The organism is Sandaracinus amylolyticus, from assembly GCF_021631985.1.
In the GTDB taxonomy this organism is placed as follows: Bacteria; Myxococcota_A; Polyangia; order Polyangiales; family Sandaracinaceae; genus Sandaracinus; species Sandaracinus amylolyticus_A.
Window position 1 is genome coordinate 7,250,630 of record NZ_CP070225.1, and the last position, 25,174, is coordinate 7,275,803.

General features: G+C 69.5%; 15 protein-coding genes. 3 read left to right on the plus strand and 12 right to left on the minus strand.

Annotated features, from left to right (window positions below; all coding sequences use genetic code 11):
• The first annotated feature begins 1 nt into the window (after position 1).
• Positions 2-1,141: an alanine racemase gene (gene alr, locus I5071_RS30735; RefSeq protein WP_236516817.1), complete on the plus strand. Its 1,140-nt coding sequence runs from the start codon at positions 2-4 to the stop codon at positions 1,139-1,141.
• A gap of 20 nt (positions 1,142-1,161) precedes the next feature.
• Positions 1,162-2,754, plus strand: coding sequence for an FAD-binding oxidoreductase (locus tag I5071_RS30740; RefSeq protein WP_236516818.1), 1,593 nt, complete (start codon positions 1,162-1,164; stop codon positions 2,752-2,754).
• A gap of 493 nt (positions 2,755-3,247) precedes the next feature.
• On the opposite strand, the gene I5071_RS30745 is transcribed toward I5071_RS30740, so the two are convergent.
• The 4 genes from I5071_RS30745 to I5071_RS30760 all read right to left on the minus strand — a co-directional run bounded on the left by I5071_RS30745 (position 3,248) and on the right by I5071_RS30760 (position 7,883).
• Positions 3,248-4,315, minus strand: a complete 1,068-nt coding sequence (locus I5071_RS30745) for a serine/threonine-protein kinase (RefSeq protein WP_236516819.1) — start codon at positions 4,313-4,315, stop codon at positions 3,248-3,250.
• Between the two features lie 52 nt (positions 4,316-4,367).
• Entirely contained in the window at positions 4,368-5,321 is a 954-nt protein-coding gene (gene dctP / locus I5071_RS30750) for a TRAP transporter substrate-binding protein DctP (RefSeq protein WP_236516820.1), read from the minus strand.
• 184 nt (positions 5,322-5,505) lie between these two features.
• A complete protein-coding gene (locus tag I5071_RS30755) occupies positions 5,506-6,906 on the minus strand; it encodes a hypothetical protein (RefSeq protein ID WP_236516821.1) in 1,401 nt (466 codons plus the stop codon).
• 53 nt (positions 6,907-6,959) lie between these two features.
• The gene (locus tag I5071_RS30760) at positions 6,960-7,883 is read right to left on the minus strand and encodes a TRAP transporter TatT component family protein (protein ID WP_236516822.1); all 924 of its coding nucleotides are present in this window, start codon (positions 7,881-7,883) and stop codon (positions 6,960-6,962) included.
• 95 nt (positions 7,884-7,978) lie between these two features.
• Between I5071_RS30760 and gluQRS the strand changes: the two genes are divergently transcribed.
• Positions 7,979-8,902, plus strand: coding sequence for a tRNA glutamyl-Q(34) synthetase GluQRS (gene gluQRS, locus I5071_RS30765; RefSeq protein WP_236516823.1), 924 nt, complete (start codon positions 7,979-7,981; stop codon positions 8,900-8,902).
• Positions 8,903-9,086: 184 nt separating this feature from the next.
• On the opposite strand, the gene I5071_RS46690 is transcribed toward gluQRS, so the two are convergent.
• The 8 genes from I5071_RS46690 to I5071_RS30800 form a co-directional block, all read right to left on the minus strand.
• Positions 9,087-9,212, minus strand: coding sequence for a hypothetical protein (locus tag I5071_RS46690; RefSeq protein WP_268921162.1), 126 nt, complete (start codon positions 9,210-9,212; stop codon positions 9,087-9,089).
• A gap of 56 nt (positions 9,213-9,268) precedes the next feature.
• The gene (locus I5071_RS30770) at positions 9,269-10,537 is read right to left on the minus strand and encodes an FAD-dependent oxidoreductase (RefSeq protein WP_236516824.1); all 1,269 of its coding nucleotides are present in this window, start codon (positions 10,535-10,537) and stop codon (positions 9,269-9,271) included.
• A complete protein-coding gene (locus I5071_RS30775; protein WP_236516825.1) occupies positions 10,534-12,219 on the minus strand; it encodes a glycerol-3-phosphate dehydrogenase/oxidase in 1,686 nt (561 codons plus the stop codon). The genes I5071_RS30770 and I5071_RS30775 overlap by 4 nt, the downstream gene beginning before the upstream one ends.
• Positions 12,216-13,070, minus strand: a complete 855-nt coding sequence (locus I5071_RS30780; RefSeq protein WP_236516826.1) for a YIP1 family protein — start codon at positions 13,068-13,070, stop codon at positions 12,216-12,218. The genes I5071_RS30775 and I5071_RS30780 overlap by 4 nt, the downstream gene beginning before the upstream one ends.
• Positions 13,067-13,519 (minus strand): cyclic nucleotide-binding domain-containing protein, encoded by a 453-nt coding sequence (locus I5071_RS30785; protein WP_329611092.1) that lies wholly within the window; start codon positions 13,517-13,519, stop codon positions 13,067-13,069. Before I5071_RS30785 ends, I5071_RS30780 begins: the two co-directional genes overlap by 4 nt.
• A 151-nt stretch (positions 13,520-13,670) precedes the next feature.
• Positions 13,671-14,141, minus strand: coding sequence for a hypothetical protein (locus tag I5071_RS30790; protein ID WP_236516827.1), 471 nt, complete (start codon positions 14,139-14,141; stop codon positions 13,671-13,673).
• Positions 14,138-22,312 (minus strand): SpvB/TcaC N-terminal domain-containing protein, encoded by an 8,175-nt coding sequence (locus tag I5071_RS30795; protein ID WP_236516828.1) that lies wholly within the window; start codon positions 22,310-22,312, stop codon positions 14,138-14,140. Before I5071_RS30795 ends, I5071_RS30790 begins: the two co-directional genes overlap by 4 nt.
• A gap of 7 nt (positions 22,313-22,319) precedes the next feature.
• On the minus strand, positions 22,320-25,073 hold the full coding sequence (locus I5071_RS30800) for an FG-GAP-like repeat-containing protein (protein ID WP_236516829.1): 2,754 nt from the start codon (positions 25,071-25,073) through the stop codon (positions 22,320-22,322).
• Positions 25,074-25,174 lie beyond the last annotated feature (101 nt).

The window sequence follows — 25,174 nt, forward strand, 5'->3', positions numbered from 1 at the left end:
CGTGCGTCTCCACGAGCCCACCATCGCGAGCAGCGAGCTGCGCCCCACCCACCTCGAGGTGGATCTGGCGCAGCTCGTCGCGAACTACCGCGCGATCCAGGCCCACGTCGGCGCCGCGCGCGTGATGCCGATCCTCAAGGCCAACGCGTACGGCCACGGCCTCGTGGAGGTCGCGCGCACGCTCGAGTCGATCGGCGCGCCGATGATCGGCGTCGCGTACCTCGAGGAGGGCATCCGCCTGCGCGAAGAGGGCGTGCGGATGCCGGTGCTCGTGCTCGGCGGGATCGTGGGCGAGCAGATCCCGCTCTTCCTCGACCACGACCTCACGCTCTGCGCGTCGTCGATCGACAAGCTTCGCGCGATCGAGTCGTGCGCCGAGTCGAAGAAGGTGCGCGCCAAGGTGCACCTGAAGATCGACACCGGCATGGAGCGCATCGGCGTGCACTGGTACAGCGCCGAGGGCCTGCTCGATGCGTCGCTCGGGTGCCGTCACGTCGACGTCGAGGGCGTGTTCACGCACTTCGCAAACGCCGACGAGGGCGACCTCGGACACGCGCGCCTGCAGCTCGAGCGCTTCCACGAGGTGTTGCGCTTCTACGAGCGCCGATCGATCGCGCCGCCGATCCGCCATGCCGCGAACTCGGGCGCGATCCTCGCGCTGCCCGAGAGCCACTTCGACATGGTGCGCCCCGGGATCTTGTTCTACGGCGCGCGCCCTTCGCCCTTCGTGCCCGACCTCGTCCCGGTGCGGGGCGCGCTGCGATGGGTCACGCGCGTCGTCTACTTCAAGGTCGTGAAGCCGGGGCACTCGGTGAGCTACGGCTCGACGTGGACGCCCTCGGACATGACGCGCGTCGTGACGCTGCCGGTGGGCTACGGCGACGGCTACACGCGCGCGCTCTCGAACCGCGCCGAGGTGATCCTGCGCGGTGCGCGACACCCGGTCGTCGGACGCGTGTGCATGGATCAGCTGATGGTCAGCATCGGCTGGGGCACCGCGTACAACGGCGACGAGGTCGTGCTGCTCGGGCGCGACGGCGATCACGAGATCACGGTGGAAGAGCTCGCGGCGTGGGCGGGCACGATCCCCCACGAGATCCTGGTCAGCATCAACACCCGGGTGCCTCGCGTGTATCGATGATCGAGTAGCCTCTTCGCGCGATGCGAAGACGCTCTCACTGGGCCTGGGGCTGGGCGGATCGATTCCCCGATCGCGATGCGAGGCGCGCGATCGGCGAGCAGGTGCGCGCGATCACGTCGTTCGACGTGAAGGACGTGCACGAGCCCATCGCGCTCGATGCGATCACGATGCCGACACCGCGCATCGACGCGCCTCCCACGCTCGCGGAGATCGCGTCGATCGATCACGAGGACCGTGCGCTGCACACGCGCGGTCGCTCGTATCGCGACGTGGTGCGCGGGTTCCACGGCGACTTCGCGAGCGCGCCCGATCTCGTGATGCGCCCGCGCGACGAGCGCGAGGTCGAGGCCGTGCTCGACTGGGCGTCGGACGCGCGCGTCGCGGTGATCCCGTTCGGCGGCGGCACCAGCGTGGTCGGCGGTGTCGAGCTCGAGGAGCGTCGCGATGCGTACGCGGGCGTGGTGTCGCTCGATCTCGGCGCGATGACGCGCGTGCTCGAGGTCGACGCGACGTCGCGCGCGGCGCGCATCCAAGCGGGCGCGACGGGACCGCAGCTCGAGTCGCAGCTCGCGCAGCACGGCGTGTCGATGCGCTGCTATCCGCAGTCGTACGAGCACTCGACGCTCGGTGGATGGATCGCGACGCGCGCCGGCGGGCACTTCGCGACGGTCTACACCCACGTCGACGATCTCGTGGAGTCGATGCGCGTGGTGACGCCGCGCGGTCTGATCGAGACGCGCCGACTGCCGGCGTCGGGCGCGGGGCCGAGCCCCGATCGCCTGATGCTCGGGAGCGAAGGGATCTTCGGCGTGATCACCGACGCGTGGGTGCGCGTGCAGGTGCGTCCGACGTTCCGCGCGAGCGCGAGCGTGAAGTTCACGAGCTACGAGCGCGCCGTCGACGCGACGCGCGCGATCGCGCAGTCGGGGCTCTTCCCGTCGAACTGTCGCCTCCTCGATCAGCGCGAGGCGATGATGAACGGCGTCGCGATGGGCGCGTCGGTGCTCGTGCTGGGCTTCGAGTCCGCGGATCATCCGCTCGAGGCGTGGATGGAGCGCGCGCTCTCGATCGCGCGCGCGCAGGGCGGTGAGTCGGAGGGCGCGAGCTATCGCTCGGGCGCGGGCAGCGCCGACGACGCGGCAGGCCGATGGCGTCAGGCGTTCCTCGATGCGCCGTACCTGCAGAGCTCGCTGGTGAGCCTGGGGATGATCGCGGACACGTTCGAGACCGCGTGCACCTGGGATCGCTTCGCGACGCTGCACGCCGCGGTGGTGCGCGCGGTGCGCGACGCGAGCGCGCGCGTGTGCGGCGCGAAAGCCCTCGTGAGCTGCCGCTTCACGCACGTCTATCCCGACGGCCCCGCGCCCTACTACACGTTCGTCGCGCCCGCGACGCGCGGTCGCGAGCTCGAGCAGTGGACCGAGATCAAGCGCGCCGCGAGCGACGCGCTGATGGCCCACGGCGCGACGATCACCCACCACCACGCGGTCGGCCGGCTCCATCGCCCGTGGTACGAGCAGGAGCGCCCGAGTCTCTTCGAGCACGTGCTGCGCGCAACCAAGCGCGAGCTCGACCCGGCGGGGATCCTCAACCCGGGTGTGCTGCTCGCCTGACACGCTCTCAGGAGCTTCGGAGAGAAGGGGTTCCGCTAAGGAGAGCAGGAGGGACAGGAGCGAGGGAGAACCACCTCTCTCCCCTCCTGCCTTCCTAACTTCCTGCTTTCCTTAGAAATTCCGAATCCCGCTCTCCTCGGATTCCTGGCTTCCCGAGAGCTCTCGGATCGTGACCATGCGCATGAGGTCACGAGTCAGAATTCTCACGACGTGACCATGCGTATGAGGTCACGAGTCAGAATTCTCGCCTTCGACCACTTCGCCCAGTGGTCGGGAGTCAGAATTCTCGCGTTCGACCACTTCGCCCAGTGGTCGGGAGTCAGAATTCTCGCGCAAGTGACCATGCGTATGAGGTCACGAGTCACAATTTATCGATCCGTGACCATGCGTATGAGGTCACGAGCCACAATTTATCGATCCGACCACTGACCTCAGTGGGCGACGGTCAGACGCCAGCGATCGCGATGACGTCGATGGAGGACGAGGTCACTCGTCAGCGCATCGCGAAGAACGCGGCCGCCAGCACCAGCAGCACCAGCACTCCGACGCCTGCCGCGATGCCCAGCATCGCGAGCGACTTGCCCGGCGACGCGTCGGCCTCGGGCGCGTGCTGCATCGAGGGCGGCGGCGCGATCGGCTGCGGAGGCACGTGAGTGAGCCCGCTGATCCATGCCGCGGGCGTCGGGAGCGCTTCGAGCGCGGCGAGCATCTCGGGCGCGTTCGCGAAACGATCGCTCGGCTTCTTCGCGAGCGCGCGCTGCACGATCTGCTCGAGCGCCGGCAGCACCGTGAGCCCCTCGCGCTTGGTCGAGAGCGGCGGCACCGGCTCGAGCAGGTGCGCCTTGAGCATCTCGTGCTGGCTCTCGACCTCGAACGGCCACGAGCCGGTGAGCATCTCGAAGAGCATCACGCCGAACGAGTAGACGTCGCTGCGCGCGTCGACCGGCGTGCCCGTCGCTTGCTCGGGCGACATGTACGCGGGGCTTCCGAACACCGCGCCCTGCATCGTGAGCTTCTTCGCGGGGCCCCACTTCTTGTCGTCGGTGAACTTCACCAGACCGAAGTCGAGCAGCTTCGCGACCCAGTTGCGCCCGTCCCACGTGACGAAGACGTTCTCGGTCTTCAGGTCGCGATGCAGCACGCCCGCCTTGTGCGCGTGCGCGAGGCCGCGGAGCACTTGCTTGCCGAGCTCGAGACCGGTCTGGGGATCCGGCGTGTGCTCGACGACCATCTCCTCGAGCGTGCGGCCCTGCAGCAGCTCCATCACGAGGTACGGCGTGTTGCGCGCCGTGTCGACGCCGTAGTCGCGCACCTCGAGGATGTTCGGGTGCTTGAGCTCGAAGAGCGCCTCGGCCTCGCGCCGGAAGCGCTCGCGCGTCTCGTCGTCGGCGATCTCGTTCTGCAGGATCTTCACCGCGCAGAGCGCGCCGCGCGCGTCGGTCGCGCGGTAGACCGTGCCCATCGCGCCCGCGCCGAGCTTCGCGTCGAGGCGATACTTCCCCGCGACGATCTGACCGACCATCGGATCGGGCTTGGAGGCGCTGGGCGCGGTCGCGTTCATCGACGTCCCGCAGGGTACACGAGATGCCTCCGTGTGTTCAGTGCTCCGGGCCTCAACGCGCGGCGGCGATCGCACGATCGAGCAGCTCGCGCGTGTAGACGCGACCGACGAGGCGCTCGCGCGTCTGCTGCGCGATCTGCCGCCACTCCGCCTCGTACTGCGACGCGTCGACGATCGTCATGCCGGGGCGCGTCGAGAGCGTCTGGTAGTAACGATCGTCGTCGCGACGCACCGTGCGCTGCAGCGTCTCGTGGGCCTGGCGTCCGGTCTCGCGCAGCGCGGTCTGCAGATCGGCAGGCAGCGACTCGACCTTCTCCTTCGAGAAGAGCGTCGCGCCGAGCAGCACCGCGTTCGACTGCTGCATCACGTGGTTGAGCCGCGTGTGCCACTGCAGCGCGCTCGCCGCGGTCGCCGACGCGACGACGGTGTCGATGCGGCCCTGCTCGAGCGCGCCCATCACCTGTCCGATCGGCAGCGGCACGCCGCCGGTCGCGCCGATCACACGGAGCAGCTCGGGGAAGATCGGATCGTTCTCGAGGATCCACGGGTGTGCCTCGCGGAAGTCCGCGGGGCGACGGATCGGGCGCGTCGAGAAGATGCGGCCCTGCCCGTAGTCGCTCCAGCCCATGAGCGTCGCGCCGTTCTGCTCGAAGAGGCCGCGCAGCTCCGCGTCCATCCTCGTGCGCGCGCGATCGAGGTGCTCGTACGTCTCGAACACGCCGGGCGCCTGCAGCACGAGCGCGGGGCGCGCGATCTGTCCGATCCCGATCGCGGTGAAGCTCGCTCCGTCGATCTCTCGCGCGCGCAGTCGACGCACCAGATCGAGCTCGTCCCCCGCGCCCGCGGGCATGACGTTGATCGTGAGGCGTCCGCTGGTCTGCGTGCGCAGCGTGTTGCCCCACGCGGTGAACACGCGGTGCCACGCGGAGCCGCGCGGCGCGAGCGTCGCGATGCGCAGCGTGACCGGGGCTTCCTGCGCGGAGGCGAGGCGAGCTGCCACGCTCATGTCCACCAGCGAGGGAGCGAGCAGACCCGTCGCGAGAGCGGGCAACGCGGCGAGGAACGATCGTCGGTCCATGCGTCTCCGGGACGAGGGTGCAGGATGCGTGTCGGACGACCCGCGGGCCCCGAGGATTCATCGGCGCCCGATGCGCTTCAAGCGAGAATCGGGTGCGAAACGCGCTACGCGGTCAGCGCTGGATGGTCGCACGCACCGGCGGCGCTCCGTCGTCTCCTCCGAACACGATCTCGCGCGCCCCCGCGGGCGGATCGTGGATCCACACCACGAAATCGTAGAGGCAGTCGCAGCGCGTCAGCGGAGCGCGGTGCGGAAGGTCGCCGATGCCGAGCTCGATCGATCCATCGACGCGAAGCCGCGCGTCGATCGGCGGTGCGTGCCCGCAGTTGTAGACGAGCTGCGACACGCGGATGCGCAGACCGCGCCGTGTGAGCCGCGCGTCGAGGGTCGGCGGAGGCTCGTCGAGCATCGAGTGGTCGACGCAGCGCACCGGATCGATGCGGGTGCGGAGCGCGCGCTCGCCGGGCTCGAGGCGCCAATGAGTGCGCGCGACGCGCGGCGTGACTCCGTCGAGCCCCCGATCACGCACCGACGCGCTCCAACAGACCGGCGCGCCGGTCGTCGACACGCACACCGCGCCGTCCTGCCCGTGCAGCCCGACGATCTCGCCGCGACGCAGGCGAAAGCCGTCCCAGATCGACGCGCGCCTCCGGATCCGCAACCCGCCATTGCAGTCCACGGCATCGCGCGTCGCCACACACGCGCCCTCCTCGTCGAGCGTGAGATCGATCCACGCGGGGTTGTCGCGGACCAGCACGCGTGCGTCGTCCTGCGTCGGGCCCCAGCACTCGAGCGCGCGATCGGCGGCGATCGCACAACAGCCGGTCGGCCCGCAGCGCAGCGCGTCGGGCACGAGCTCGAGGGGCATGCGACGCGCCGCGCACGGCGACGAGTCGCCGCAAGCCGGGAGGACCTCCTGGTTCTCGCCCCAGCACCACAGCGCGGCGTCGGCGTCGATCGCGCACGCGCCTCCGAGGAACGCGGTCACCGTGCGCACGCGATCGAGCGGCCGTGCATCGTCGCGCACGACCCGCATCGCGTCCGCGGCCGCCGCGTCGATCGGCGTCGAGGAGGCGTCCCAGCACGACACGGTCGTGTCGGTGAGCAACGCGCAGACACGTCCCTGCGCCATCGCAATCGCGCTCGCGCGACCTCGCACGCCGACGACTTCGCGCGGCGTGAGCTCCGATGCGGGGCACGTATCCGCGCGGTCCACCAGATCGCTGCTCTCCGGCCATCCCCAGCAGAACACCGAGCCGGACCGGGTGAGCGCGCAGGTGAGCGGCCCGCCCGCGTCGATGGCCACCGCGGGCTCGGGAAGCGCCACGTCGAAGTCGTGGATCTCGGGCTCGCAGGTGTCGCGCCCGCGCCATCCCTCGCAGTGCACCGTGCCCTCGGTCAGCGAGCAGCGATGCTCTCCGCTCGTGACGATGAGGCTCCGCGCATGCGCGCTCGCGGGCGCGACGATCGAGAGCGCAACGGCGACGAGGATCGCGTGGTGAGCTGTCTTCACACGATCTTGGAGTCAGGCTCGGCTCGAAGGTTTCGATCGAGCCTCGTGCCGCTCTAGAACAGCTCGTCGACGCGCTGCAGGAGGCGAATCGCGCGACGCCGCGCGAGGCGGTTCGCGAGGCGCACGTCGGCGCGGGGATCACCACCGTCGATGATCTCGCGCAGCAGCGAGATGAAGAGCGCGCGATCGCCGGTGGTGACCGCGTAGGTGCGCGCGTACTGCAGCTGGATCTGGAAGAACGATCGGTTCGTGCCGGTGAGCGCGCGCTCGAAGAGGATGCGGCCCTGCGCGGGATCTCCGCCCAGCGACTCGGGCACCGACGATGCGAGCGCGCCGAGGAACATCAGCCCGCCGTACTCGAAGTAGCTCGGGTCGAGCTCGACCGCGCGCTCCACCATCGCGCGCACCTTCGGCAGATCGAGCACGAGCTCGGGATCGTCGGTCGCGACCGCGATCGCCGAGCCCCACGCGTAGCCGGTCCAGAGCAGGAAGCGCACGTCCTCGGCGGTGCGGTAGTGCGTGTCGAGGTACTGCACGAACGCGTCGTGATCGCCGTTCACCGCCGCGTCGAACCCGCTGTCGCGCAGACGGATGTGATGCATGCCGACGTTGCGCGCGCGCAGGTACATGAGGCGCGCGCGACGCATCGTCTCGTCCTGCGCGTCGAGATCGCCGCGCGCCTCGGCCTCCTCGGCTTGCGGCTCGAGCCAGCCGTACGCGTACGAGACGTACGCGCGCAGCATCTCGAGCCCGACGCGATCGTCCTCGGGCAACGTCGCGTAGAGGCCTTCGAGCTGCAGGATGCTGCCCGGCATCGCATCGCCGACGAGCTCGGGGTCCCAGTGCTCCTGGATCGCCGCTGCGCCGCGGGTGATCAGGCCGACGCTCTGGCTCGCGGTGAAGCGGCCGGTGTCGCAGCCCGGGAAGAGCGCGAGCGCGAGGAAGATGGCGAAAACGAAGAGCTCTCGAGCCCGCACGGTCGCAGCCTTACGGGAACCGGACGACTCGTGTCAAATCATTGTGACGTCGCAGGAAGGTGCGTAGTCCGCGACGCAGTGGAGACGATCACGCGATGAGCTCTTATCGAGGGCGCTTCGCGCCCTCGCCGACGGGGCGCGTTCATCTGGGCACCGCGCGCACGGCGTTGGTCGCGTGGCTGCGCGCGCGATCGCAGCGCGGGGCGTACGTGATGCGCGTCGAGGACATCGATGCGCCGCGCGTGGTGCCGGGCGCGATGGAAGCGATGCTCGAGGATCTGCGCTGGCTCGGGCTCGACTGGGACGAAGGGCCCGACGTCGGCGGCGCGCTCGGGCCCTACGTGCAGTCGCTGCGGCTCGAGCGCTACGAGGCCGCCTACGAGCTGCTGCGCGCGCGCGGGCACCTCTATCCGTGCACCTGCACGCGCAAGGAGATCGCGAGCATCGCGAGCGCGCCGCACGGGGAGGAGCCGATCTATCCCGGGCTCTGTCGCGAAGGACGGACCCACCCCGAGCGCGCATCGGCGTGGCGCTTCCGGATGCACGACGCGCCGACGTTCGCCGACGTGATGCACGGCGCCTCGCGCGTCGGGATGGGCGCGGGGGACTTCGTGGTGCGACGCGCCGATGGCGTCTTCTCGTATCAGCTCGCGGTGGTCGTCGACGACCGTGCGATGCGGATCACCGAGGTGGTGCGCGGCGACGATCTGCTCTCGTCCACGCCGCGACAGATCGCGCTCCATCGCGCGCTCGGTGGCGAGCCGCCGGCGTGGATGCACGTGCCGCTGGTGGTGGGCCCCGATGGAGAGCGGCTCGGCAAGCGCCACGGCTCGACGGCGATCGCCGAGCTGCGTGCGCGCGGCGTGCGCGCGGAGTCGATCGTGGGCTGGCTCGCGCGCTCGCTCGGGATGCAGGGACCGAGCACGATCGCGGCGCGCGAGCTCGTCGATGGGTTCGACGTCGCGATGCTCTCGCGCGAGGTCGTGGTCGCCGACGTCGCGACGCTCTTCTTCGCGTAGCGACGTTCACGGTCCATCGCCCGCGCGTGCCGCAGCGGCGTGCGCATCGTGCGGATGAGGCGCGCGGGACCGTGGGCCTGAGGGCTCAGCGACTGTCGAAAAATCGGCTCGCCCGCCCGCCCCTACCGTACGCGCGCTTCGCGCGCTCCCGTCCGGGACGTGCGGGACGAGCACTCCGGCAGACTCAGCCGTTCACGGGCTGCAGGCGCTTGATCGTCCGCTCGTACGTCACGAGGTGCGCGAGGACGTAGACGCTGCCCACGGCGTAGTGCGCGAGCGCGACGGGTGCATCGGCGATTCGGCGGAGCATACGAGAACGAGCATGCTCGCCCTCGGTTTCGCGAGCGTTTCACCAGCGGGAAATCGTCACGACGTCGCGCTCGTGCCTGCGATCCAGCCGGTGGTCGCGGCGACGCCCATGCCCGTTCCGTCGGAGGGATGCGTGCCCTCGAGCAGCGCGCCGCACACGAAGAGGTCGCGTGACAGCGGCGTGCCGTGGGCGTCGAGCGCGCGCATCGACGCGTCCCATCCGACGCCGAGCGAGAACCCCGCGCCCGGCGTGAACGGATCGTCTCCGTAGAGCGCGCGAGGATCACGTCCGCGCGCGCTCGAGCTCAGCGGGAGCGCGCGGCCGCGCGAGTAGAGCGGCAGCCCGGCGAGCGGCTCGCGCACGTCGTGCGACGCGCTCTGCACGCCACCTCCGACGTGCTTTCCGGTCGCGAGGATCACGGCGCCCGCGCGCAGGACGGTGCCGTCGACCAGGTGCACCTCGGGTGCGCGCACCCGCGCGACGCGAGCCTCGCGCCGCGGGATCGACGCGCGCTCGAGCGCGGTCGCGATCCGACGCGCCAGACGCAGCGCCTGCGCGCCGGCGAGCGACTCGACGACCTCGCCGATCGGCAGCTCGATCCCGGTCTCGACCAGCGCGCGCACGCGATCGTCCTCGAGCCCGAGGAGCGGCGGCACGAGGACCGCGTCGAACGACGCGCCACCGAGCGCGCGAGAGAGCGTGGTGACGAGACGTCGTCGCGCATCGCCCGCGTCGAGGAGCGCGGCGATCTCGTGGGGGAGCAGCGTGACGTCGCCGGCGCGCCGGAAGAGCTCGACCTCGACCGCGACGAAGCGGCGGGCATCGCCGGCGCGCACCGCGCGCTCGTTGAGCGAGGCGGCGACGAACGGACCGTCGAACGAGCGCAGCGCGCGCATCCACGCCACCGCGATGCGCGCGTTCGGGATCGGTCCGAGATCGAGCACCGCGTGCTGCACCAGCGCGGCGCGACGCACCAGGCCGAGCTCGGTCGCGGCGAGCGCAGCGTCGGCGTGATCGCCGAGCGACGGGTAGATGGCGAGCGCTTCGGCGAGCGCATCGTGCGACGCGGCGAGCGCTTGGCGCGCGAGGGTGCGCGGAAGGCGGGCCCACGGATGCGCGGGCTCGCGGTGCGCATCGAGCGCACGATCGATCGTGCGCGGTGCGGCGAACGGATCGTTCACCGTCGCGACATCCCACGCGCCACCACTCAACGACGTCGCGCCGGCACCGCCGTCGATCACGAGGACCTTCGCGCCGGCGCGCGACGCCGCGAGCGCGGCGGACAGGCCCGCGATCCCCGCGCCGACGACGATGACGTCGGTCACGTCTCGTCCTCGTGGCGCGCCGCGCGAACCTCTTCGAGGAGCAGCTCGGGGCTCATGCCCGCCGCGACGTGCCGCGCGATCGCGAGCTCTTCCTGGCGCACCTGTGCGCCGTCGAGCGCGACCACCCGGGTTCTGTAGCGGTCGATCAAGAACTCCGCGGCCATGCGATGGGCCGCGCTGGGCGGGAGCGCGCGCTCCTCCGAGACGATCTGCGCGCAGCGATGCGCGCACCGCATGCCGCCACAGGTGCCGAGCCCGAGCCTGGTGCGACGCGCGACATCGGCGACGTCGCGCGCGCCCTCGACCACCACCGCGTGCCGCACCTCGGCCTCGATCACCGGCTCGCACGGGCACACCACCGCGCGCTCGTCGCGATCACGCGCGAGGCGCGCGCCGATCGCGCTGACGCGCGCGCCGTGACGATAGGCGAGCCGACGCGCCGCGGGCTCGGGCAGCTTCAGCGACTCCGCGAGCGCAAGCGCGTCCACCGGTGCCTCGCCGCCCGGCAGCGGAAGCTCGTGGGTGCGGCCCCGCGCGCGCACGTCGAGATCCCGCGCGAGCTGGTCCGTCATCTCCTCGGCGAAGATGCGATAGCTCGCGAGCTTGCCGCCGATCATCGAGTAGAGGCCGGGCGCGCCGTCCTTGGTGTGATCGACGATCGCGTGCTCGCGCGAGAGGTCGTCCTCGCTCGGGCCGTACTCGTAGAGCGTGGGGCGCACGCCCGCGGTGGTGCCGATGACGCGCGCGTTCGCGACGGCGGGCACGACACGGGCGACACCTTCGACCAGATAGCGGACCTCGTCGGTGGTCGCGCGGACGTGATCGAGATCGCCGTAGTAGTCGTCGTCGGTGGTGCCGAGACAGCTCACGTTCTGCCAGGGCATCGAGAAGATCTGACGACCGTCGATCGCCTTGCAGACGATCGCGTAGTTCCCGATGCGGCGATCGAAGACGACGTGGATGCCCTTGCCGGGACGCACCTTCGCGCGCTCGGAAGAAGGCGCGCTCGCGAGCGCGGCGGTGATCGGCGCCCACGCGCCGGTCGCGTTGACGACGCGTTTCGCGGTCGCGGTGAAGCGCGCGCCGGTCTCGCGATCGCGCGCGATGACGCCGGTGACCGCGTCGTTCTCGCGGAGCAGCGAGATGACCTCGTGATGGGCGCGGCAGGTCGCGCCGTGGGCCTCGGCGTCGAGCACGTTCGCGAGGCAGAGGCGCGCGCCGTCGATGCCCCACTCGTCGAAGGTGATCGCGCCGCGCAGATCGCCGGCGAGCCCGGGCTCGAGCGCGCGCGCTTCGTGATCGCTGAGCAGGTTGTGGGGCTTGCCGCCCTTGAGCGGCTGATAACGATCGTAGAACGCGAAGAACGCGTCGACGGCGGCGAGCGCGACGCGTGATGCGAGGCCGCGCGCGGGGATCGGGAAGAGGAACGGGATGCGGAAGACGAGGTGCGGCGCGATGCGCTGGATGTAGCCGCTGTCCTGGCAGGCGAGGCGCGTGACGTCGGGCGTGTCGGTCAGGTAGCGCGCGCCGCCGTGGATCATCCCTGAGGAATTGCCCGACGCGCCGAAGCCCCAGTCGTGCTTCTCGAAGAGCAACACCTTCATGCCGCGCAGCGCGCAGTCACGGGCGACGCCGGTGCCGTTGACGCCGCCGCCGATGACGATGACGTCGAAGTCGCTCATGGGCTGGTCACGGGATCGAACCCGGGTCGCGGGCCCGGCATGTAGAGGAACATCAGCACGCCGATCGCGGCGTAGAGGCCGATGAAGAGCAGCACGAGGAGCATGCGGTACCCGAAGACTGCGAGCGCCGCGCCGTCGCTGCCGCACTGATGGGTCTCGCGGATCGCGCGGAACTCGATGGCGATCATCCAGACGTAAGCGATGAGCCCGCCGCATACCGGGAGGCCGAGCCATACGTACGGCGCGTAGCTGTATGCGACCGCGCGCAGCGTGCTCTCGAACTTGCCCTTCGCGCGCTTCATCACGACGAGCGTGCCGTGCGACGCGCCCGCCGCGATGATCACCGCGAGCAGCGTCTGCGCGATGCCCTGCGCGACGAAGAACGGGCTGAACCCCGCGATCGCGCAGCCGTACGCGCCGAGGACGCCGGCGACCATCGGCTCTTCGGTCGCGATGCCCGCGACCGCGCCGCCCGCCGCCATGAGCAGACCCATCGAGAGCAGCAGCGTGATCTGCCCGAGCGCATACGCGCCGAGCCCGTAGAAGAGCGCGCCGGTGGGGCCTTTCTCGATCGCTGGGGTGCGGAAGAAGCGCGTCGGCTCCCGCGTGGCGAGCTTCGTCGTCTCGATGAACGCGTGACGAATGCCGAGCTCCTTGCGGCGCTCCCACGGAATCGGCTCGGCGAAGCCGTCCTTCGCGCACGCGACGCAGATCGCGAAACGAGGCGGTGCGTTCTCGGGAGGCTCGCCGCCGAAGCGACACTCCGCGCATCCGAAGGTGCCGCAGCGCTCACAGGTGAAGCGCGCATCGCGCGCCTCGTGCACGCCGCAGTGCGCGCCTTCGTGGCTCAAAACTTCCCGGTGACCGACAAGAACGTCATCTTGTCGTTGGTCTCGCGCAGGCGCGAGCTCAGGATGCGCACGAAGTTCCACAGGATCTCGTAGGCGAGATCCTTGTCGAGGAAGAGCAGATCCTCGAGCGCTTCCTTGGTGAGCACGAGGAGTCGACAGCGCTCGTGCACGCGCGCATCGGCGCTGCGCGGGAAGTCGTCGATGAGCGACATCTCGCCGAACGCCTGGCCCGCGCCGAGCACCGCGAGCGCTTCCTCGCCCATGCCCGAGACCTCGCGCGAGATGCGGATCTTGCCGTCGAGGATCAGGTAGAGCTTGTCGCCGACGTCGCCCTCGCGGAACACGACGTCGCCGAGGCGATAGGTCTCCTCCGAGCAGATCGACGCGATGCGCTCCAGACCCTTCGGGTGGATCCCGTTGAAGAGCTGGATCTTGCCGAGAGCTTCCACGACATCGGCGGACATCTGGGGAGGGAGCGTAAGCGATCGCGTCGGGGATCCGGAAGGATCTCGCACCGCCCTCCTGTGTCGATCGCACATCCCGAGGTGGGCCGTCAGGACGCGACGCGAGCGCGGCTACCGCGCTCGCGCGCACGACGTGTCACGGGTTCGTGTCCGATAGCTCGCGAACGCTGGGCTCGCAGTCGCAGGAGCCCGCGGCGAGGTCTTGGATGCGCCTGTACTCTGGATCGCTCGTCATCCGTGCCAGCACGAACGGACGGCCCATGCGGTACAGCGAGACGCACGCGACCTCTCCCGCGAGGGTTGCGCAGTCCGGCTCGCGCGCCGCGACCCGCGCCAGCGCCTCGATGCTCACTCCACACTCATTCTCACGCAGATTCCATTGAAAACAACCGTGCCCTAGCGAGAGCAGCTGGTTCAGTGCGGAGTCGTAGTCCGCGTCGGACAATGACTGCTCGTCGCCCCGACAGAACCGATCGAAGTGCTCTCTCTCGATGTCGATCTGACACGAGCCGCTCTGGTCCAGTCGTTCCTCGGTCCGCCCTGCATTCGCGCCGCAGCCAGCGAGCAGCGCCGCCGCGTACACCCAGAGGATTGCGGGCACATTCACGGGCTCGACGCTCCACCGCCGACCGACTGGCGCGGCGTGTAGGCGGGCATCTGGCAGCGATGAGTGGGCCCGCACCAGTTGAATCCGGGTGCCGGGGCGATTCCCTGACCGCGTCTGTACGGCCCGGTATAGAACTCCATCAGCTCAGGAGTGTAGTACAGGTAGCCGCGGTCCATCGCCTGAAGCACGGATCGCCCGATGATTCCACGCATGTGCGGATCGACGCGAGGATGATCGGCAGTCGCAGGATTGCCACCCTCCAGATACTCCTGCCGCGTGAGGTGCGAATGCACTGCCTCGTCCGTAGCGACGATGATCGCGGGATTCAACCCGACTTGATTGAACAGGACGAACGACTGATTGCGCCCTGACTGACCGCTCGTTCCGGGCCGCGGATCTCCTGCTCGCAGCGGGTATGTCCGCGCCTGGATCTCGGGAGCAACCAGTGTGTTTCCCTGGATGAAGCGTTGGCGGCCATCACCCGTTGCCGGTTGCGCGGCGAGAGCCGGTCGGAGTGTCGTCGCGTCGGACATCTGAATCGTGAACGGCGCCTGCTGGCCCGGCGTTCCCTCGAGGCGCGCGCGCGCCCACTGCGGCAGCGTCTGCACGTCGATCATGTGAAAATCGTGAGTAAAACCATGATCTTCGATCATGTCCGCCCACATCTGCGCCTGGGGCGAAAGCCGACCGGCGGCACGCGCGGCTTGACCAGCCTCGTTGAGCACCTGCCGGTTGCCATCGCGCTCGAAGTAGGCCTGCTCGTCGTCGGTCACCGACGCTTGAATGACGGACTCGAGCGCACGTGCCTGGTCCTCCCGGTCGACCGTATGTGATTGACCGTCTCCACCCTTGAGCTCGATGGTTGTACTCTCGACGTCCAGACCGATCGGATCGCGCGCAGCGAACAGGCTCGCCGCTACATAGTGGTAGGCGTTCAACGAATCACCGCCCTGAGCGCCGTGGATGTGAAGAGGGTCTGCGACGCACCATCGCGCCAGTCGAGCAATCAGGTACCGCTCGCCGAAGTACGTGAGCCCGACCTCCTCGTCGGCTTCTTTGCCGGTAAAGCCATTCGGCTCCGTCGCGCTCGGGTCAGCCTCCTCGATGAGGAGCGCCTGTCTCGCACCGTTCGGATAGTAGGTGCTCGCCTCCACGAGGTCGCCGCTGAGCAGGTCCAATGTCGCAGCGGTGGTTTGGATGATGTCGGTGAGCCCGACGGTCATTCGCCGATTGCGCGCGTCATCGAGCAGCTCGGGTGTCGCTGCGTGCCTCCAGACCATCCGCGCGCCGGCGACGACGTACTGTGTCTCGACGTGGTCGTACGGGCCGGTGCGCGCGACGTACTGGCTCGCGTCACGGCGTAGTCCGCGCACTTCGTAGTCACCCGGGAAGACGTAGAGCGCGATACGCTCGTCGAGCGCGCCTGGTGGGCCGGCGTCGGTCTCGCTCGTGGGCTCGATGGTCGCCTTGATGACGCGCACGTTCGCGCCGTCGTAGCGGTAGCGCTGACGCACCTTCAGCGACCACTGCGGCGCGGGCGCGATGCGGTCCCAGCGGCGTGCTTCGGCGAGGCGATTCAGCTCGTCCCAGCGGTACTGGTAGTGCTGCTCGCTCTCGCAGCGGCACTGCGTGCGCAGGTGATTCGCTCGCGCGGTCGGGTCGCTCGTCGCGATATCCGAGCACGTCGCCTGCGCCGACGCGTTGCGACACTGGCCGTGTACGGTCATCGACGTGACGTTGCCGCCGGCGCCGTACTCGAGCTCGACCCAGCCCGCGCGCTGCTGCTCGGTCGGAGTCATCGCGCGCGTCGGGATGTTGCTCGAGACGTAGAGCGCGCTCGGGCGCAGAGTCGTGCCGCCCTGATCGACGCCGTTCGTGATCGCGCCGGTCGAGCGCTCGTAGAAGACCTCCGCGTCGTCGTGCCAGCTCGTCGTGTTGCCCAGCCAGTCCCAGCGCCACGAGAGGTCCTGCACCCGACCGGGCAGATGCTCGAGCTGCTGCAGCATCGGCGCGGGCTCGACGTGCATCGGGTCCGCGCTCGGCTGCGGGTCCTCGACGAACTGCTCGCCGCGGATGATCTCCTGTGCGTCTCGCCAGTCCGTCGCGTCGTCGGCGGTCGTGCGGGTGCCGCTGTCCTGCGTGTAGCTGAAGGACGCGCCGATCACGCGGTAGAGCGCGTCGTGCATCACGTACGTGCTCTGGGGACGATGACCGTCGGGCCACTCCGTCGGGTCACGGTGGTCGACGATCTCCGTCAGGTTGCTCGCGGCGTCCCACACGAGCTGTTGGTCGACGACCGTGCTCACCGCGGCGAGCGAGCGCGGCGCGGCGCCCGTCGGGGTGCGGGTCGTGATCATCCGGACGGGGCGGCGACGCACGTCGTACTGCGTCGTGGAGACGCTCGGCGTGCGCGTCGCGCCGCTCGAGGTGGTCGTGTCGCCCCACGTCGTCTCGAGCACGAGCCCGTCACGCGCATAACGCACTTCCGAAATCACGTCACGAGTGCCCAGATGCGACTGGCAAGCACTCGCATCGGTCGTCGGGTCGCAGTCGATCGTCACGCGTGCACGCGTCGGCAGGCCGCGGCGATTGAACTCGAGCGTTCCACCGATCGCCGCGCCGGTGCCGGCGCCGGTCCACGTGTAGTCGCGCGGCAGCACCAGCGCAGTGCCCCGGTTTGCGTGATCGAAACGCGCCTCGCGCTCGTATGTGCGCGCATGCGCGTACGCCACGTCACGATCAGCGCTGATCGGCATCTCGGTCCAGCTCGGCCTGTCGTCGCCAGGCGCAGTCCGCACCGGCCCCGGTACGAGCGGTGGTGCGTCCGGCAGTACCGCGACCTGACGTGCCGTCCACACCACGTTCCCGCGCGCGTCGTAAGCGAGCAGCGAACGATGTGCACGGTCGCTGATCCCCGTCATCCGCCCTTGCACGCCGCCGCCGCGATTCGGAATCGCTGCGAACGCGGGCGGCGCCGCGTCGTACCAATAGCGGACGTCGACGCGGCGCGGCGCCATCTGTTCGATCGTCGAGATGGAGCCGGGGGGCAGCTCGTACAGCCCGAGCTCCGCTCGGCTCGAGACGGCTTCGTCACACCCGACGTATTGCTCGCCGACGAGGCGGCCGCCGAGATCGTAGAAGAAGTTCTGCCCACAACCGCGCGGGTCACGCACCGCCGCGAGGTCGCCGGCGCGATTGAACAGATAACGCCACGTGCGAGTCTCGTCCGTCGCACCGGAAGCGCGAGAGTCGGTGTCCGGATCCTCCGTTCCGATCCGCCGTCCCAGCGTGTCGTAGTGGAACACGCGGTGGACGTGCGGTGCTGCCAGACTCGCCACCTCCGATGTCGCAGGGCGGAATCCGATGCTCGACCGAGCCCGCACGAGGTCGATCACCACGCCGTCGATTCGGTAGTACGACCAGAGTCGATGTTGTTCCGGAACGCCCGTGTCCGGATCGAACGTGCGCAAGATCTGGTCGATCACACGCCCGTGGCCGTCGCTGCGGGAAGTCGTGCAGGTTCCGTAGAAGCCCGAGCTCGAGTCGTTGTCGAGCGCATCACAGACATCGACCGATAGCGCGTGGAAGCTCTGCGAGGTGTAGCTGCCGTCCTCGGCGTGCTGGCCGATCGTGCGACCGAACGCATCGTGGCGCGTCACGGCGTACGGGATGTCGTCTGCGCCGAACGTCGGAAAACCGCCCGACGATGCGCCCGTCCGCGGTAGCGCGAGCACACCCGCGAGCGAGGTGTCGGAGCCGACGTAGATGTCGGGCTGGTATTCGCGGCGTACGGTTCCCTTCGCGTCGAGCGTCGAAAGACCACTTCGCATCCACTCACCCGGCGCATCGCCCGTCGAGAGACCGGCTCGCGCGCGGCCGAGGCCATCGACGAAGGAGATCGCGACCAGCGAGCTGCCCTCTGCACCGTAGTCGGCGTCGCAGTCGAGCTCGGTCGTCGTGATCACGCGGCTGAGCGGCACGGCTGCCCCGTTCTCCGTGAGCTCGTAGGCGATGCGCGTCGTGGGCCGGTCCGCCGTGCACCCTTCGGCGCGCGGCGGCACGACCGCGACCAAGCGGCCGAGGCCGTCGTACGTGACACGCGTGACGAGACCGTTCGGATCGGTCGCGGTCAGCACCGCGCCGAGGCCGCGGTCCCAGGTGCCCGACGTCGAGAGCGTCGGCACATCCGACGTGGAGACGTGAGTCGTCTCGGTCTCCGCGAGCTGCGCGTAGTCAGCGTCGTATGAGACGCGCGCGTAACGCAGGCACCCGGACGGCAACACCGCGATCGCGCTCGGGTCGAGCTCCGAGATGTTCGCTCCGACGCAGCTCGCGAGCGCGTTGCCCCACGCGTCGTACACCGTCGAGCCCACCAGGTCGTCGTCCAACGGAACGCCGGGCGTCGAGCTCGGATTGACTTGCAGCTGTTGGATCGCAAGGCCTTCGGTGGAGTCATCGCCGTCGAACGTGTACGCGCGCAGCGGACCGACGACCTGACGCGACAGCACCACGTCGCCGACGCCGTTGTACTGGTTGATCGTTTCCCGCAGCGGCCCCTGCGGCACTCCGCCCGCCGTCCCGGTGATCCACGTGGACCCCGTCCGCCAGATCCACTCCGCCGCGTTCCGCAGCACCGGTGTCGTGTGGGCCACGATCACATCGTCGACCGAGATCGCGCCCTGGATTGCCCCATGCGCCGACTGACGACGCACCTGCCCGAGCGAGTCGACTTCGTCGTACGTCGTCTGGATGCGCACGAAGTGCTGGCCGCGGGCCTGGGCCCGCCGCGACACGGTCGACGTCTGCAACCACGAGGTGGTCCCCCACTCCTCGAACGACACATCGGTCAGATCCAGCTCGGCGCCCCCGGCGATCCACACCGTCGTGTCGTAGCGAATCTCGTTCGCCTCCGAGACGAATGCGTACTGGATCCAGCGACCATCCAGACCCTGGTGCAGATTCCGGCTCGTGAGCGTCGCGTGCGCGCTCGACAGATACACACCGCGCTCGTCGAACGTCTCCGTCAGATACTCGCGGCCCTTGAGCGCCTCGTACGGATTGTCGGCGAGCCGGTCGTCGGAGATCGATTCGGGACGTCGGCCCTGATGGAAATACGTGCGCGAGTACGACGTCGGATGGTTCCAATCGCCGACGGACACCGCGTCGGCGGCGCCGAAGCCGCGGAACTCCTGCTCGATGCCTTCGTAATACCCGTCGTGGTAGGCGAATCGCGACTCGCTCACCTGCGCCTCGCGCCCCAGCACGTCGAGCCGGTCGCTCGTGCGCACCGAGCGCACGACGGTCGAGATCACGGGACTGCCGGCCGAGTGCCACGCTCGCACACCCGCGCGGTCGAGCAGGCGCTCGCTCGGCTCGCCGTCCGCGCGGCCCCACGTGAAGCGCTCACAGCTCGTGCAGCTCGCTGCATCGGCGAGGTCCTGCACGTAGTCCTCGGCGCTCGAGCCGTAGCCGACGTCGGTCTGCGCGCCGAGGCCGTTCTCCACCCGCACCAGCAGCCGAGGCCGACGGCCACCGGCGAGATCGACATATCGCCAGTCGTCCGCAGTCGCCCAGACGATATCCGTCGTTCCGCTGCCGTCGATGTCGGCGAAGCGCGTGCGCGTCACGTACCCCGGCGCCGCCGGCGTGCTGCGCGCGATCAGACGACGCGTGAAGCCCCGCCCGGCGCGATTGAACCATACGTCCACCGCGTCGAAGCGGATCTGCACCACGTCCGACGCGCCATCCGCGTTCACGTCCGTCAGATGGATCCCGTCCAGCTCGATGTTCAGCTCCGCCGGCGGCGTCTCCATCTCGACGTAGCGATTGCCGCCCTCGCCTTCCGCACAACGACGCGGGCCATCGCCCCAGCTGCCCTCACCGCGACCAGGCCAATAGCGGATCCGGCCGCGCTGGATCTCGACGATGTCGAGCAGTCCGTCGCCATTCATGTCCGACAGGCGCGTCTGCGGGTTCTCGAAATCGAGAGGTGTCCCCGAGAGCAGAAGACACGACTCGATCGGCTCGGTCGACAGCTCCCAGCCGTCCTCGCCGTATCGATAGCTCCCGAACCGACCGTCGCCCCCTGGCAGCCAGCCCAGATTCACCCACGTCTGCATCACCGTGCCGGTGGTCCGCACGACGTCGATCAGATGGTCGTTGTTGACGTCGACGATCTCGAGGTGCTCCGCATCTCGCCCGAGGTCGATCCGAGGATCGGTGTCGCGCGTCGGCAGCTGGATCTGCGCATAGGTCCAACGCCAACCCTGCGCGCCCGCCGCCACCGTCGGCGTCGCGCCGTCGGCATCGCGCGTCGGCGTGAACCATCCGTACGTACGGAATCGCGGCATGTGCAGCATGTCGCTGCGACCATCACCGTCGATGTCCATCGGGACGATGTTCGGGTTCGACAGCGACAGCACCGACGACATCGACGCGTCCATCGGCATCGCCACTGCTTCCGAGAACGTCGCCGTCGCGCCCGCCGGGCGCCCTTCGCGTCCCGAGAACCCGTTGAAGAACACGCCCACCGCGGGCTCACCCGTGCTCGTCTGGTACCGCGACGGATCCGTCACGATCAGATCCGGCAGCCCGTCGGTGTTCACGTCGAAGAGGTCCGCGCGCGCTTCGTCCACCGAGTGCGGCGGGCTCGCCGTGACCTCGCGCAACATCGAATCGATGCCGCCGAAGCCTGGGATCTGCTCGCCGTCGAGCGGCATCGTCGAATAGCCGAACCGCATCGGAGGCAACGTCCTGCCGAGGATGCGATCGCCGAGCTCGTTCTCGCCGAGATCGGCGCGCCCGACCCAGACGCCGAGGCTCGCGTCCTCGTGCTCCGGCCGTCCTTCGACCTGCACTTCGCCGAGCAGCGAGTGGAACGAGCTCGGATCGTAACGGAGGTGGTATCGCCGCACGAGCGTGCGTCGCTGCAGTCCCGTCGCGTCGTTCCACGCCGAGACCTCGATTCGCACCACCCGAAGCGCGGTCTCGACCCTCCAGCCGGTCGCGTACGACGCGAACACGTCGGGCCGGCCCTCGGCGTACACCAGGCGCACCCGCGCACCGTACGAATCGAGCGATGCAGGGCACGTCCGCGCGATGTCGGGGTCTGCGGCGGCACAGTCGTTCGGAGAGACGTAGTGAATGTCCTCCAGATACGACTGACCACGATCATATCGATATCGGTAATAGACCACCGAGCCGTGCGAGTCGCTCATCCGCGTGAGAGACCACCGGTACACACGCGGCGACGCGCCGCTCGACTCCGGGTCGACCTGCAGCGAGCTGCGTGACGCCTCGACGACTTCGTTCGGTCCCTTCCCTGCCGGCAGCAGGCCGAAATCGAATCGTGTCCCGTCGCGCCCCTGCACCACCCACCGCATCGAGTCCGGAGCTCGGAAGAAGCGCATGAACGAGCCTTCGATCCGCGCGCGGTACTGCTGCCACCCACGCACGTCGTCAGGGACGACCGAGGCATCCACTCCCGCCTGCGCAGCGCGCTGGTCGACCTGTCCGATCGCCGCCGTGTCGACGGGCACGAGCTCCTGACCGCCGTTGTAGAGGAATCGGTCTTCCTCCGGATGCCATGCCGGACCGTCCACGTACCGCGGCAGACCCCGATCCGACTGTCGCGAGATGAACGGCGCCCCGAGCCCCCAGCCGAACCCCAGCGGACCATTTCCGCTCGTGCTCGAGTACGAGAGCGCCAATGACGGCTGCACACCGCGACGGCCCGGCGCGACCGCGAGCGGCACGCTGAACGTCGCGGTCCCCGACGACAGCACCGGCGCGAACGACTCGCCCATGCCCTCGATCGAGCCCTCGGCACCCGGCAACGAGATCGCCTGCGGCGTCACCGCTGTCCGCGCTTCCGCCCCCGGCAGCGCGACCGGCGTCACCTCGTCGCCTTCCGGCCCCGGGTCCGTCGTCGGCGCCTGATCGACGACGACGCGATCCGGGTCGACCGGCAGCGCGTCACCGCGCGCGGCTTCTTGGATCTGCCGCCGCTCCTCGGGGCTCACTTCGATGACGCGGCTCGAGCCCTCTGGATGCACGTCCTCGGGATCGTCGGCGTGCGCGATCGGCACCGAGGGCGCCCACGCGATCGACGTCGCGAGGAAGGCGGCGAGGCAGCGAGCCGGGAAGCGCGCGTTATCAGGTGTGGATTGCACGGGCTCCTCAGTTCGGTCGCAGGAGGAAGCCGCGCGTCGAGCGCGGCGAGGACGGGGTGAGATCCGTACGTGCGTCGCTCCAGATCACCCATGTGCCGCGCTCGCCTCCCGCGAGCGAAATGGAGCGTTGCAGTCCATCGGACAGCGCAGCGTCGAGCGTGGCGTACTCGGGGGGGAGCGCGACGTCGCTCGCGAGGCGCGCGCGGCGTTCAGTGGGCTCGTCCCATGCGACGATCCAGCCGTTGCCGCGCGCTGCAACGGAAGGTCGGAGCTCTGCGTGTGCGCGACCACGCTCGTCGCGCTGGGTGACACGAGTCGCCGCCGAGAGCGCGGGATCGAGCCACAGGCCGATCCGTCGCACGTAGATGTCGCCCTCGGGGTCGAGCGCGCGACCCACCCACGACACGATGAAGTCGTGCTCGCATGCCACGGAGGGCGACGCGCCGTCGCCGGCGATCTCGAACGGCGCTGCGTCGCGCGGCCCCGTTCTCGAAGCTCGCAGTCCGACGAGACGGCTTCGAGCCCCGAGGGCCGCCGGCTCCGCCCACGCGACGAGCGCAATTCCAGAGTCGCTCGCCGCGACAGCCGGATCCGACCCCGGACCGACCGTCACGATCGAATCCATCGTCGTCCCGTCGGCGCTCGACCAGCGATAGCGAACGCGCGGCGTCGCGGGATTCGTCGCATCGGTCCACGCGACGACCCGGCTTCCGTCGATCGGAGCTGCCACCGAGGGCGAACCGCTCGCGACCTCGTCCTCACCCGAGACTCGGACTGCAACGCCGAGCGCTCCATCGAGCGCGACAGTCCGCATGACGATCGCAGAGACCTCGGCGCCCACCGGCTGTCTCCACACGACGACCCACTCGCCCCCGCGGCCCGCGACCGCCGGCTGGAGATCCCAACCGGGGCCCGGAATCCGCGCGATCACGATCGGCGATTCGTCCTCGCTCGCTGCCGACTCGCTGCCGTATCGCGTGTAGCGTCGCGCCCGGAGCTCCGTCGCAGTCCCGACCTGCGCGGTCCAGACGACCAGCGCCGCGCCGCGCTCGTCGAGCGCGACCGCGCGATCTCCGGTCGGCTCGTCGATCTCTCCATCGCGCGCCGCAACGACGAACGGTGTGGGTTGGCACGTGCTGGAGCACGAGTCTCCGCTCTCGAGATTCCGGTCGTCGCAACCCTCTCGCGCCGGATCGGGCCCGACCTCGGGCCATCCGTCTCCGCACCCCGTCAGCGGCGTGCACGCGAGGTCGACGCAGAGCCCCGTCACGCACGCGGCGCCATCGGGCAATGACAGCGCGCGGCACCGATCACATGCAGGAGTCTCTTGATCGAGTCGAAAGTACGAATCGTCGAAATCGAACGTATTGTCTTCCTCGGCCCGCGGCTCAGCGGCGCCGTGGTATCCGAACACCTGACCGGGACTGGCGCCGAAGATGGCAGGGGCGCCGAACGCGACGTCGTCGAGCCCGTCGCCGTCCCAGTCACCCACGGCCGTTTGGAAGCCCAGCGCATCGTTGGGGACCCGCGGCGGTGCCGCGTCCGGAGAGAGCCGTGCCGCGTGAGTCGTCAGATCCGCCTCGACTCCGAACCACGCGAAGAGCTTTCCTGTCGTCGAAGAGAGCTCTCGATCTTCGACGCCGAACAGCTCGACGAAGTCGTCCCCGTTCGTGTCGGCGATCGCGAGAGGACGAATCGTGGCGAGCTCGCCGTACTCGAGGTAGCCCGAGCTCGATCCTCCGAACAGCTCTACGACACCGCTGCTCGTTCCGACTGCGATGAGGCCACGTCCCGCGATCATCGACCGACCGAACTGCTGCGCACCCACGAGCGAGGAGAGCGTCCCGAGCGGGCTCAGCTCCCCGGATCCGTCGTAGAACGCATGGACCATCGCGCTCTCGGGCGCGCCGACGAGCAGCAGCGGTCGGTCGAGCCCGTCCGAGGTGAACGCGGCGAGACTGGTCCCGAATCGCTCGAAGCTCCCCGTACCACCGACGTCGGCATGGGTGAGCCATTCGACCGAGGTACCGCCGCCACGCAATACCAACACCGCGCCGGTGCCGTGCCAGGCTGGAGCGCCCAGAACGATCTCCGCTGATCCGTCGCGATCGAAGTCAGCCGTGACGAGCGCGCTCGCGTCGATCGACACGTCGAGCGGAGACCCATCGGGGTCGCTGATGTCACTCGCCGCGACCAGCATCGGCTCCGAGAGCTCGCCGGTCCCCGAGCCGAAGAACACGGCGATCCCGCCGCCGTCCGACGCATAGGTCGCGACGATGTCATCGTGCTCGTCACCATCGACGTCGGCGACGGACGTCATGAGCCCGAGGCCTTGAATCGGCGTCTCGGTCCAGACCCGGCGCAAGGGCATGAATCCGTGCGCGCTCCCGAGATACACGAAGATCTCACCGAGCCCGCCGTGCTCCTCGTGCTCCCGCGCGAGGGGCACGCCGACTGCGAAATCGGGGTACCCGTCTTCGTTGAGATCGCCCGAGCTCAGCTGACCGAACGCTTCGCCGTCGACGTTGCGACCGAGGGAGTCGGGCCCGCCATCCTCCCAGCGATAACAGTCTTCGCAGAACGCGGGATCGCCGGCGACGGGGCATTCCGGCGGCGACACGCGCGCGGCATCCACACCGGCGTCCGCGAGCGACGCGGGGAGCACCCTGACCGCGTCAGGATCGGAGCTCACCGATGGCGGGACGAATACACTCAGCGCGCCGCCATCAGGACGCGCGGTCGACGCGTCGTCCGGCGACACGTGAGGAACGCTCTCGCAACCAAGCAGCGCAGCTGTGACGAGCGCGGGTAGCAACGAGCGATCGCGGCGAGCGCAGCCCCTGGACATCCTCGTCTCCTTCG